The following is a 12,763-nucleotide window of genomic DNA, read 5'->3' on the forward strand; positions in this document are numbered from 1 at the left end:
GGGCTGCCATTCGGCAGCCCTTGTCGTTTCCGCCCTGCCTATGCTGGCAGCCGCCCCACCGCTTCAAGTAAGCTGCGCGCCAATTTGCGCCATCCCGCCACAAGGTTCATGAGGTTTACCAATGCCCTGGTTACAAGTCCGTCTCGCCATCACCCCGGAGCAGGCGGAAACCTACGAAGACGCGCTGCTGGAAGTCGGCGCCGTGTCGGTGACCTTTATGGACGCCGAAGATCAGCCGATTTTCGAACCGGACCTGGGCACCACGCCGCTGTGGTCGCACACGCACCTGCTCGCCTTATTTGAAGCCGATACCGACGCGAGCGCGGTATTTGCCCACCTGCAACTGCTGACTGGCGCCGAATTGCCCGAGCACCATGCCGAGGTAATAGAGGATCAGGACTGGGAACGCAGCTGGATGGATGGCTTCCAGCCAATGCGCTTCGGTCAGCGCCTGTGGATCGTGCCGAGCTGGCACGCCGCACCGGAGCCGGACGCAGTCAATCTGCTGCTCGATCCGGGCCTGGCCTTCGGCACCGGCACCCACCCGACCACCGCACTGTGCCTGGAATGGCTGGACGGCCAGAACCTGCAGGATTGCAGCGTGATCGACTTCGGTTGCGGCTCGGGCATCCTGGCGATTGCCGCCTTGCTGCTCGGCGCGCCGCAAGCAGTCGGCACCGATATCGATATCCAGGCCATCGAAGCCTCGCGCGACAATGCCGGACGCAACAACATTGACCCGGCGCGCTTCCCGCTCTACCTGCCGAACGATATGCCGCAACAGCCGGCCGATGTGGTGGTGGCCAATATCCTCGCTGGTCCACTGGTGGCGCTGGCGCCGCAGATCACCAGCCTGGTCAAGACAGGTGGCCGCCTGGCACTGTCGGGCATCCTTGCCGAGCAGGCCGAAGAGGTGCGCGCCGCCTATAACGAGGCCTTTATTCTCGACCCGACCGCCGATAAAGACGGCTGGGTGCGTATTAGCGGCGTACGCCGCTAACAGGCTGCTGAAAAACTACCTGCGTTGCCATCGCGGCGTTAAAAACAGGCTCAAAATGCTCATTTACAACTCGTAAACTCCGCTTTTTCGCCTGCTTTTGCCTTGCGCTGGCTGCCTCGCCTACGTTTTTTCAACAACCTGCTAAGTGCTGCATTGCCAAGCACTTGCGTTAGACTAGCCGCCTTGTTTAGCCGGATCGCCGCATGACCCAGAGCTTCGTCACCCAGTGCCCCCATTGCCGCACCAGCTTTCGCGTGAACCTCACGCAGCTGGGTGCCGCCCATGGTGCCGTGCGCTGCGGAGCCTGCCTGCATGTGTTCAATGCCGCACAACAGCTGCGCGAGCAGGGCCAGCAACTGCCCGGCCCGGCAACGCCAGCAGCTGCGCCAATGCCGGCGCCGCAACCCAGCAAACCGTCCGCGCCACCATTACCGCAGCCAGCCGTACCCAGCGCGCGCCCTGCGACACCAGCCGCGCCGGCCAGCAACAAAGCCAGCGACACGCTGTGGATTCATGACGACTTGGATCTCGACAGCCTCGACCTGGATGAAGAGCTGGCCAAGCTCGAAGCCCAGGAACAGCAGCTGTCCAAGCAGTTTCTGGCGATTGATAGCGCACCGAAATACAACGAAAGTTTTCTGCAGCCCGAACCAATTGAGCACGACCCGCACGACGAGCGCTGGGCCGAAGCCCTGCTGCAGGATGAACTGAGCAAGCCCAGCGTCAGCCTGAGTGTCAAACCTCAGCCGCTGAAGCCTCCAGTACGCCCGACGACGCCGCCAACCCCGGTAACGCCCGAGCCAGTCAACGAGCCCGATGACGAGCCGTCGCTCGACCTCAACAGCATCGACCGCCGCCACCCCGAGCCGGAAATCGAGCACATTGAGCTGCATGCCGAGCGCGAGCCCTTTAGCGCGCTGACAGACAGCCCAGTAGATGAAGAGCCCGCCGTAGCAGCGCCGAAAAAGGCCGCGCGCAGCGAGCCTGAACTGCGTGACGAACACCTGTTCGAGCTGGATGACGAACCACTGCAACTGGACTGGCAACAGCCGAAGAAGCCCTGGGGCCGCTGGATCGGCTGGGGGCTGCTGAATTTTCTGGGTGCTACCGCGCTTGCCGGGCAGTACGTGATGTATCACTTCAATGAACTGGCGCGCCAGGATCAGTACCGCCCCTGGTTCGAGCAACTCTGCCCGGCGGTCGGCTGCCAGCTGCCATCCAAGGTCGATATAACCCAGGTCAAGAGCAGCAACCTGGTGGTGCGCAGCCACCCGGAATTCAGCGGCGCACTGGTGGTCGATGCCATCCTCTACAACCGCGCAGCGTTCTCCCAGCCCTTCCCGCTGCTGGAAATGCGCTTTGCCGACATCAACGGTCAGCTGCTCGCCAGCCGTCGTTTCAAGCCCAGCGAATACCTTGCTGGAGAGCTGGCCGGCAACTCAGAAATGCCGCCGCAGACGCCTATTCATATCTCCCTGGACATCCTCGACCCAGGTACCCAGGCGGTGAACTACAGCCTGAGCTTCCATTCGCCGGAATAGGCTGCACGCAGCGGATTGCTTGAGAATCCGCCGCAACCAAACCCTTCGCGATAAGCCCAGAGCTGTTCAGAATTTGTTCAAAACAGCCTTTCTCCGGTCATCCAGAGCGGGTATCATGCCCACCCTTTTTCGCACTCTCCTATTTGTTCAACAGCAGGTCTCTTGAGCAGGGAAGCCCTATGTCGGCGCTACGCATCGGCCCCTACACATTGCCAAACTCACTGATCCTCGCCCCCATGGCGGGTGTCACTGACCAGCCGTTTCGACAGCTGTGCAAGCGTATGGGTGCGGGTCTGGTGGTGTCGGAAATGGTCACCAGCGATGTGCGTCTATGGAACACCCGCAAGTCGAGCCTGCGCATGATGCACAGCGGTGATCCCGAGCCACGCTCGGTACAGATCGCTGGGGGTGATCCCGAGATGCTCGCCGAAGCGGCGCGGCGCAACGTAGAAATGGGCGCGCAGATCATCGACATCAATATGGGCTGCCCGGCCAAGAAGGTCTGCAACAAGGCCGCCGGTTCCGCCCTGTTGAAAGACGAAGTTTTAGTTCGCGAGATTCTTCAGGCTGTGGTCGCCGCCGTGGATGTGCCGGTGACCCTGAAGATCCGCACCGGCTGGGACCGTGAGAACAAGAACGGCATTGCCGTGGCGAAGATCGCCGAAGACGCCGGCATTGTCGCGCTGGCCGTGCATGGCCGCACCCGCGCCGACCTGTATATGGGCGAAGCCGAGTACGACACCATCGCCGCGATCAAGCAGGCGGTGTCGATTCCGGTGCTGGCCAATGGCGATATCGATTCGCCGCAGAAGGCCAAGGCGGTATTGGCTGCCACTGGCGCCGATGGCCTGCTGATCGGTCGCGCGGCTCAGGGCCGGCCGTGGATATTCCGTGAGATCGAGCATTACCTGCGTACCGGTGAACAGCTCCCGGCACCTAGCCTGCTCGAAGTGGAACGCATTCTGCTTGAACATTTGGCTGCACTGCACGCTTTCTACGGCGATGTAATGGGCGTACGTATTGCCCGCAAGCATGTCAGTTGGTATCTCGCAACCTTGCCGGGCGCCAGGGAGTTCCGCGCCCAATTCAATCGTCTGGACAGTACGGACGCGCAGTGCACCAACGTTCGCGAGTTCTTCAGCGAACGTCATAACAATGGAGAAGGGGTGGCCGCATGACGATGTTGACTGAGACCTTAGAGAGTGGAATGGCTCCCGTGAGTGACAACAGCAGTTTGAAGCAGCATCTCAATACGCCAAGCGAAGAGGGGCAAACCCTGCGTGGCAGCGTTGAGAAGGCCCTGCACAATTATTTCGCCCATCTTGAGGGCGCAGACGTCAGTGACGTGTACAACCTGGTGCTCACCGAAGTGGAAGCACCACTGCTGGAAACCGTGATGAACTACGTCAAGGGCAACCAGACCAAGGCCTCCGAACTACTCGGCCTGAATCGCGGCACCCTGCGCAAGAAGCTCAAGCAATACGACCTGCTGTAACCCCGAACTCCCGAAAAGGGCGGCCCACATGAGCCGCCTTTTTTGCTGATATCCCCGCTCTGATGGACTCTGAAATGACCGACCAGACCACCCGCCTCCCCGTTCGCCGTGCCTTGATCAGTGTTTCCGACAAGACTGGCATCCTCGAGTTTGCCCGCGAGCTCGTCGCCCTGAATGTGGAAATTCTCTCCACCGGCGGCACTTACAAGCTGCTCAAGGACAACGGCATTGCCGCCGTGGAAGTGGCCGACTACACCGGCTTCCCGGAAATGATGGACGGTCGCGTCAAGACCCTGCACCCGAAGATCCACGGCGGCATCCTTGGCCGTCGCGCCATCGACGGCGCAGTGATGGACGAGCACGGTATCAAGCCGATCGACCTGGTCGCGGTCAACCTCTACCCCTTCGCCGCCACCGTGGCCAAGCCGGGTTGTGACCTGGCCGACGCCATCGAGAACATCGATATCGGCGGCCCGACCATGGTCCGCTCAGCGGCGAAGAACCACAAAGACGTGGCCATCGTGGTCAACGCTGGCGACTACGCCGGCATCGTCGAATCGCTGAAAGCCGGTGGTCTGAGCTACGCCCAGCGCTTCGACCTGGCCCTGAAAGCCTTCGAGCACACCGCTGCCTACGACGGCATGATCGCCAACTACCTGGGCACCATCGACCAGAGCTGCGACAGCCTGTCCACCGAAGAGCGCGGTGCCTTCCCACGCACCTTCAACAGCCAGTTCATCAAGGCCCAGGAAATGCGCTACGGCGAGAACCCGCATCAGAGCGCGGCGTTCTACGTGGAAGCGCAAAAAGGTGAGGCCAGCGTGGCCACTGCCATCCAGCTGCAAGGCAAAGAGCTGTCGTTTAACAACGTGGCCGACACCGACGCCGCGCTGGAATGCGTGAAGAGCTTCGTCAAGCCCGCCTGCGTGATCGTCAAGCACGCCAACCCGTGCGGCGTAGCCGTGGCCCTGGACAGCGAAGGCGGCATTCGCCAGGCCTATGAACTGGCCTACGCCACCGACACCGAGTCGGCGTTCGGCGGCATCATCGCCTTCAACCGCGAGCTGGACGGTGCCACCGCCCAGGCCATCGTCGAGCGTCAGTTCGTCGAAGTAATTATCGCGCCGAAAATCAGCGCCGAAGCCCGCGCCATCGTTGCCGCCAAAGCCAATGTGCGCCTGCTGGAATGCGGCGAGTGGCCAGCAGAGCGCAGCGCTGGTTGGGACTTCAAGCGCGTCAACGGCGGCCTGCTGGTCCAGAGCCGCGATATCGGAATGATCAAGGCAGAAGACCTGAAGATCGTTACTAAGCGCGCGCCAAGCGAGCAGGAAGTGCACGACCTTATCTTCGCTTGGAAAGTGGCCAAGTTCGTCAAATCCAACGCCATCGTCTACGCCAAAGGCCGCCAGACCATCGGTGTCGGCGCCGGCCAGATGAGCCGCGTCAACTCGGCGCGTATTGCTGCTATCAAAGCCGAGCACGCCGGCCTGCGGGTCGCCGGCTCGGTGATGGCCTCCGACGCCTTCTTCCCATTCCGCGACGGCCTGGACAACGCTGCGGCCAATGGCATCACTGCGGTGATCCAGCCAGGTGGCTCGATGCGCGATGCGGAAGTCATCGCCGCCGCTGACGAAGCCGGCATCGCCATGGTGTTCACCGGTATGCGTCACTTTAGGCACTAAAATCGGCCGCACTCGGACAGGCATCTGCGGCGTTGTCCGGCCCTCCCCCCCATGCTCATTGCCAGAAGGCAACTCCGCTGGGTGAAGGGCCAGACGCCTTGCATCTACCAGCCCGATCGCGACCTCGAAATTTGTAGGGTGGATAACGCTTCGCTTATCCACCAAACGGCCATACGCCGACCTCCATTGGGAGAGAAACATGAACGTATTGATCATCGGCAGCGGCGGTCGTGAACACGCCCTGGCCTGGAAGGTTGCGCAGGACAAGCGCGTCAACAAGGTCTTCGTCGCCCCGGGCAACGCCGGCACCGCCACCGAAGCCAAATGCGAAAACGTCGCCATCGACGTACTAGACATCGCCGCCCTGGCGGACTTCGCTGAAAAGAACGTGCAGCTGACCATCGTCGGCCCAGAAGCACCGCTGGTGGCGGGCGTGGTAGATCTGTTCCGTGCGCGCAAGCTGGATATTTTCGGCCCTACCGCCGCCGCTGCGCAGCTGGAAGGTTCCAAGGCCTTTACCAAGGACTTCCTCGCCCGCCACGCGATTCCTACCGCCGACTACCAGAACTTCACCGAAGTCGAGCCGGCACTGGCCTACCTGCAAAAGGTCGGCGCGCCGATCGTGATCAAGGCCGACGGCCTGGCCGCCGGTAAAGGCGTAATCGTCGCCATGACCCTGCAAGAAGCCGAAGACGCCGTGCGCGATATGCTCGCTGGCAACGCCTTTGGCGAGGCCGGTTCGCGCGTGGTGATCGAAGAATTTCTCGACGGCGAAGAAGCCAGCTTTATCGTTATGGTCGACGGCGAGAACGTGCTGCCAATGGCCACCAGCCAGGACCACAAGCGCGTTGGCGATGCCGATACCGGCCCGAACACCGGCGGCATGGGTGCTTACTCGCCGGCTCCGGTGGTCACCGCCGAGGTGCATCAACGAGTGATGGACGAAGTCATTTACCCGACAGTGCGCGGCATGGCCAGCGAAGGCAACGTCTATACCGGCTTCCTCTACGCCGGGCTGATGATCGACAAGGCCGGCAAGCCCAAGGTCATCGAATTCAACTGCCGCTTCGGCGACCCAGAAACCCAGCCGATCATGTGCCGCCTGGAATCTTCCCTGGTACTGCTGGTCGAAGCTGCATTGGCCAAGGCTCTGGACAAGGTTGAAGCCACCTGGGACCCGCGCCCGACAGTAGGCGTGGTGATTGCCGCCGGCGGATATCCGGCCGATTACGCCAAGGGCGATGTGATCGAAGGCCTGGATGCTGCTGCGCAATTGGAAGGTAAAGTCTTCCATGCCGGCACGGCACTGAAAGACGGTCAGATCGTCACCGCCGGTGGGCGCGTACTCTGCGCCACCGCCATTGGTCGTACGGTAGAGGAAGCCCAACAACAGGCCTATCGCCTGGCCGAAAAGATCAGCTGGAGCGGTAGCTTTTACCGCAACGATATCGGTTACCGCGCCATTGCCCGCGAACGCGGGGATAAGTGAAGGTAAATAGAGGGTAAAACCCGGCAAAGGTGACCAATTGGCCACCTTTGTCATATTTCCCTCGCGAACAGCTTGGCTATAATCCGACCACTTATTTCTGAAGGGACTTCAATGTGCGCCGGCTGAGGATTGCCACCCAACTGCTACTCAGCATGCTGCTGATGGCGCTCACCGTAGCGTCGGCTCAGGCAGCGCCGCAGGCATCCTGGTCAAGCCTCACCGACCCGACCGCCGAGCTGCAATTCAATGATGTCAGCAGCCCCGAGCGTCAGGCGCAGTTCCGTTCCACCGATCTCACCCAGCTATACACCCCCGGCGGCAACAGCGCGCTGTGGCTGCATCACCGTATGCCGGCCAACACTGACGCACAGATGCTGCGAGTATTTGCGCCCTACCTGGCCTACCTCGACCTGTATGTACTGCAAGGCGACACGCTGATCGAGCAGGCGCACACCGGCAGCAACCTGCCGTTTTCCAGCCGACCGCTGGCTAGTCGCGATTTCCTCCTGCCACTGCCCAAGGCCGAACAGCCGTTGGATATCTACCTGCGTCTGGCCTCGGAACACTCGCTGCGGCCCAGCATTACCCTGCAAAGCGCGCAGGCAATGGTCGCTGATGACAATCGCCCGCTGATGTTTGGCTTGCTGCTCGGCTGCCTCGGCATGCTGGTGGCTTACAACCTGGTGCGTTTTGCCTACACCCGTGCAGTCAGCGGCCTGTGGCTGGCAGCTACCCAGGTCTGTCAGCTGATTGCAGTGGTCAGCCTGCTGGGGATCAGCACGCCCTGGCTCAATGATTGGCAAAGCCTACAGCCACAGATCGCCAACCTGTCGATGCTGCTGGCCGCGCTCTGCGCCCTGTGTTTTACCGCCAGTTTCTTCCACAAGGTCTGCCCGAGCACGCCGCTGAACCATCTGCTTACCGGGGAAGTGATAGTGATCAGCCTGGTCTGCGTGGCCCTGCTGGTGGCGACCAATCTGCAGTTCAATCAACTGGTCTACCTGCTCAACGCCGTCGCTGGCCTGACGATCCTCATGGTATCGCTGACTCACTGGCGCCACGGCTACAAGCCAGCGCGGCTGTTCAGCCTGGCGGTGCTGCTGTTCTGTGTGGCCTTTATCTGCGCTCTGCCGATCCTCTTTGGCTACTGGGCGGTGCAGAGTGAGTGGATGGCCTACGGCCTGCTCGCCGTGACCACCGCCAGCGGTTTTATCCTCAGCATGGCGCTGAGTGAACGACAGCGACGCATCATGCAGGACCAGTTCAGCACCAGTCGCGCCCTCGCCGCCAGCTCCGCCGAACTGAAAGCCAAGGCGGAATTTCTCGCCAAGATCAGCCACGAAATCCGCACCCCCATGAATGGCGTACTGGGCATGACCGAACTGCTGCTCGGCACGCCGCTGTCGGCCAAGCAGCGCGACTACGTACAGACCATCCACAGCTCGGGTAACGAGCTGCTCACTCTGATCAACGAAATCCTCGATATCTCCAAGCTCGAGTCCGGGCAGATCGAGCTGGATGATGTGCAGTTCGACCTCAATGCGTTGATCGAAGACTGCCTGGATATCTTCCGCGCCAAGGCCGAGCAGCAGAAGGTCGAGCTGATCAGCTTTATGCAGCCGCAAGTGCCAAGAGTGATCAGCGGCGACCCCACGCGCCTGCGCCAGACCCTGCTAAGCCTGCTGGACAACGCTTTTAAACAGACCGACGAAGGCGAAATTCTTCTGGTCGTGGCCCTCGACACCAATACCGAGCAGCCGCGCTTACGCATTGCCGTGCAGGACAGCGGCAAGCCGCTGGATGCCAGCGAGCGCGATGCGCTGCTGAATGCCGAACTGCACAGCAAGGACTTCCTCGCCGCGACCAAACTCGGCGGCCGCCTCGGCCTGATCATTGCCCGCCAGCTAGTGCGCCTGATGGAAGGCGAGTTCGGCATCCAGAGCGGCGGCAGCCAGGGTTCGACCCTGTGGCTGACCCTGCCACTGGACGCCACGCGCCTGGAACAACCCACCGCCGACCTGGACGCCTCGCTGCAAGGCGCGCGTCTGCTAGTGGTGGACGACAACGACACCTGCCGCAAGGTTCTGGTGCAGCAGTGCAGCGCCTGGGGCATGCAGGTCAGCGCCGTGCCGTCGGGCAAAGAAGCCATGGCCCTACTGCGCACCAAGGCGCACTTGCACGAATACTTCGATGCCGTACTGCTTGATCAGCACATGCCTGGCATGACCGGCATGCAGCTGGCCGCGCGGATCAAAGAAGATGCCAATCTCAATCACGACATTCTGGTGATCATGCTCACCGGCATCAGCAATGCGCCGAGCAAGATCATCGCGCGCAACGCCGGAATCAAGCGCATCCTGGCCAAGCCGGTAGCCGGCTATACGCTGAAAACCACCCTGGCCGATGAACTGGCGCAGCGCGGTAAAGGTGATTCGCCAATGTTCAACCCGGTGCCACAGAGCCCGCCGCTGAACGTGCCCAATGATTTCCGCATCCTAGTGGCCGAGGACAACACCATCTCCACCAAAGTGATCCGCGGCATGCTCGGCAAGCTCAACCTGCAGCCCGACACCGCTAGCAACGGCGAAGAAGCCCTCAGCGCGATGAAGGCGCAGCAGTACGATCTGGTGCTGATGGACTGCGAAATGCCAGTGCTCGACGGCTTCTCCGCCACCGAGCAGCTGCGCGCCTGGGAGGCCGCCGAACAGCGCGCGCGCACCCCGGTGGTCGCGCTTACCGCGCATATCCTCAATGAACACAAAGAACGTGCGCGCCAGGTCGGCATGGACGGGCATATGTCCAAGCCGGTGGAAATGTCGCAACTGCGCGAGTTGATCGAACACTGGGTCGTCGAGCGGGAAATCCGCCGCCAACGTGACGCCCTACCATCCTGATCGACAGACCGGGTTGCCCCTGGGCCGCTACCCTCTTACCCTGCCTGTTCTTTTGCCAAGCGAGTCTTGTTCATGGCGTCCGCGCTGTTCAGCCTGTATTTGAAACTGCTGGTGCTCTATAGCCCGTTCTTCGTGCTCTCGTGTTTTATCGGCTTGAGCCGCGGCTACACGGTCAAGGAGCGCAAGCGCCTGGCCTGGAAGGTCGCGCTCGGCGTGCTGATCGCCAGCGTGCTGCTGTACCTGTTCGGCAAGCACATCTTCACCCTGTTCGGCATCACCATCGACGCCTTCCGCATCGGCGCCGGCAGCGTACTGTTTATCTCGGCCCTAGGCATGGCCCAGGGCAAATCGGCGGTGCAGAGCGATAACGTGCAGCAGGACGTGACCATCGTGCCGTTGACCATCCCGCTTACGGTCGGCCCCGGCACCATCGGTGCGCTGCTGCTGATGGGTGCCAGCCAACCCGACTGGGGCGATAAGGCCGTGGCCGTGCTGGGCATCGCCCTGGCCAGTCTCACGGTGGGCGTGGTGCTGTATATGTCCAACCAGTTCGAGCGCCTGCTCGGCGATCAGGGTCTGCAGATCGTCAGCCGCCTGATGGGGCTGTTTGTCTGCGCCCTGGCTGCGCAGATCATCTTTACCGGGGTAAAGAACTACCTCGCCCTCTGACACCATGCAGTTCGGGCTGCACCATAAGCTGGCAATCAGCCCCGCCGCGGTGCACAAACCGTCCTGCGCCCCCCCTAAAAAGCCGCAGCGCGCGGCTAACTCATTGAAATAGATCAACTTGGCAAACCTGGCACCGGGCTTGCTCTGGCCACTCCATCACTTGGATACAAGATGGAATTTCAGAGCATGTCCAGCGCTCCTATCGCCTTCACCCTCGCCGATTGGCAGCAGACCTACCGCGACGGCCAATCGCCCGCCGAGCTGCTGCATAGCCTGCGCCTCGAACTGAGCACAGAGGACAATGCCTGGATCGCCCTGGCTAGCGAAGCGCAGCTCAACGCTCAACTCGATGCCTTGTCAGCGCTACTCGACACTGCCAGCGGCGAGCCAAGCAAGCTGCCGCTGTACGGCGTGCCCTTTGCCATCAAGGACAATATCGACGCCGCTGGCTGGCCGACCACCGCCGCCTGCCCGGAGTTCGCCTACACCGCTGCGGCCGACGCCACGGTGGTGGCCAAATTGCGCGCCGCTGGCGCCATCCTGATCGGCAAGTCCAACCTCGACCAGTTCGCCACCGGCCTGGTTGGAACCCGTTCGCCTTATGGTGCGGTGAGCAACAGCTTTAACCCGGATTACGTCAGCGGCGGCTCCAGCTCCGGCTCGGCCAGCGTGGTGGCGCGCGGTCTGGTGCCCTTTTCGCTGGGCACCGACACCGCCGGCTCCGGCCGCGTGCCGGCTGGCTTTAACAATATTATCGGGCTCAAACCGAGCAAGGGCTGGCTGTCCAACAGCGGCCTGGTGCCGGCCTGCAAGACCCTCGATTGCATCTCGGTCTTTGCCCTGACCGTCAGCGATGCCCTGAGGGTGGCGCAGATCGCCAGCGGCTATGACGCAGCCGATCCTTACAGCCGCAAGAACCCGTGCAGCGCCAAGGTCGGTATGCCGGCCAAGCCGCGTTTTGCGGTGCCGGCCAACCTCGAATTCTTTGGTGACGCGCAGAACCAGGCAGTGTTTGAGCTGGCCCTGGGCCAGCTGCGCGAGCTGGATGTGCAGTTGGTGGAAATCGACTTTGCGCCCTTCCAGCAACTGGCCGAGCAGCTCTATTACGGCAGCTGGGTTGCCGAGCGCACCGTGGCGGTGGACGGCGTCAACCCCGAGCATATCAACCCGGTAGTGCGCGGCATCGTCAAGAACGGCCATAAATACAGCGCCTGCGATGCCTACAAGGCCGAGTATATCCGCGCCGAACTGAGCCGGAAGATCAATGACATCCTGACCGGCTTCGATGCTCTGGTCGTGCCAACCTCGCCGACCATTCGCAGCCTCGCTGAGATGGACGCAGAACCGGTGCTGTTCAACAGCCAGTTCGGCACCTACACCAACTTCACCAACCTCGCCGACCTGTCGGCCCTGGCGGTACCCGCCGGTATGCGTGCCGACGGCCTGCCCGCCGGTATCACCCTGATCGCTCCGGCCTGGCACGACCAGGCACTCGCCGCCTTTGGCCAGCGCTGGCAGCAGGCGCTCAACCTGCCGTTGGGCGCAACCGGCAAAGCGCTGCCCGCACAAACGCCGAGCGACAAACCAGCCCCCGGCAGCGTGCGTGTAGCCGTGGTCGGCGCGCACCTGACCGGCATGCCGCTGAACTTCCAACTCACCAGCCGTGACGCCGTGCTGGTGGAGCAAACCAGCAGCGCCGCCACGTATCGCCTGTATGCCCTGCCCGGCACCGTGCCGCCCAAACCGGGCCTGGCGCGGGTGACTGAGGACGGGGCGGCGATCATCGTCGAGCTGTGGGATATCCCCCAGGCGCGCTTTGGCGAATTTGTCGCGGAAATCCCCGCGCCGCTGGGCATCGGCAATCTGCAGCTGGCCGATGGCCGCTGGGTCAAAGGCTTTATCTGCGAGCCGTACGCGCTCGCTGGCGCCCGCGATATCACCAGCTTCGGCGGCTGGCGCGCGTTTATCGCCAGCCAGCAGCAGGGCTGAATCC

General features: G+C 62.1%; 9 protein-coding genes. All 9 read left to right on the forward strand.

All coding sequences use genetic code 11. From position 1 onward, the window contains the following. Window positions 1-121 precede the first annotated feature (121 nt). The 9 genes from prmA to atzF all read left to right on the forward strand — a co-directional run bounded on the left by prmA (window position 122) and on the right by atzF (window position 12,759). Window positions 122-1,000 carry a 50S ribosomal protein L11 methyltransferase gene (prmA, locus tag AACY25_RS06200; protein WP_339523169.1) on the forward strand — a complete coding sequence of 293 codons (879 nt, stop codon included), beginning with the start codon at window positions 122-124 and terminating at the stop codon, window positions 998-1,000. A 203-nt stretch (window positions 1,001-1,203) separates the two neighbouring features. Further along, window positions 1,204-2,541, forward strand: coding sequence for a DUF3426 domain-containing protein (locus tag AACY25_RS06205; RefSeq protein WP_339523170.1), 1,338 nt, complete (start codon window positions 1,204-1,206; stop codon window positions 2,539-2,541). A gap of 179 nt (window positions 2,542-2,720) precedes the next feature. Then, window positions 2,721-3,719: a tRNA dihydrouridine synthase DusB gene (dusB, locus tag AACY25_RS06210; RefSeq protein WP_339523171.1), complete on the forward strand. Its 999-nt coding sequence runs from the start codon at window positions 2,721-2,723 to the stop codon at window positions 3,717-3,719. Next, window positions 3,716-4,036, forward strand: coding sequence for a DNA-binding transcriptional regulator Fis (fis, locus tag AACY25_RS06215; RefSeq protein ID WP_160013071.1), 321 nt, complete (start codon window positions 3,716-3,718; stop codon window positions 4,034-4,036). Before dusB ends, fis begins: the two co-directional genes overlap by 4 nt. A gap of 74 nt (window positions 4,037-4,110) precedes the next feature. Continuing rightward, entirely contained in the window at window positions 4,111-5,718 is a 1,608-nt protein-coding gene (gene purH, locus AACY25_RS06220) for a bifunctional phosphoribosylaminoimidazolecarboxamide formyltransferase/IMP cyclohydrolase (RefSeq protein ID WP_339523172.1), read from the forward strand. 199 nt (window positions 5,719-5,917) lie between these two features. Next, window positions 5,918-7,207: a phosphoribosylamine--glycine ligase gene (gene purD / locus AACY25_RS06225; RefSeq protein ID WP_339523173.1), complete on the forward strand. Its 1,290-nt coding sequence runs from the start codon at window positions 5,918-5,920 to the stop codon at window positions 7,205-7,207. Between the two features lie 113 nt (window positions 7,208-7,320). Continuing rightward, a complete protein-coding gene (locus tag AACY25_RS06230) occupies window positions 7,321-10,101 on the forward strand; it encodes a hybrid sensor histidine kinase/response regulator (protein WP_339523174.1) in 2,781 nt (926 codons plus the stop codon). A 72-nt stretch (window positions 10,102-10,173) separates the two neighbouring features. After that, on the forward strand, window positions 10,174-10,770 hold the full coding sequence (locus AACY25_RS06235; RefSeq protein WP_090249576.1) for a MarC family protein: 597 nt from the start codon (window positions 10,174-10,176) through the stop codon (window positions 10,768-10,770). A 186-nt stretch (window positions 10,771-10,956) separates the two neighbouring features. Next, window positions 10,957-12,759, forward strand: a complete 1,803-nt coding sequence (gene atzF, locus AACY25_RS06240) for an allophanate hydrolase (protein WP_339523175.1) — start codon at window positions 10,957-10,959, stop codon at window positions 12,757-12,759. Window positions 12,760-12,763 lie beyond the last annotated feature (4 nt).

This window comes from Pseudomonas sp. EA_35y_Pfl2_R111 (genome assembly GCF_963970955.1).
Classification (GTDB): Bacteria; Pseudomonadota; Gammaproteobacteria; order Pseudomonadales; family Pseudomonadaceae; genus Aquipseudomonas.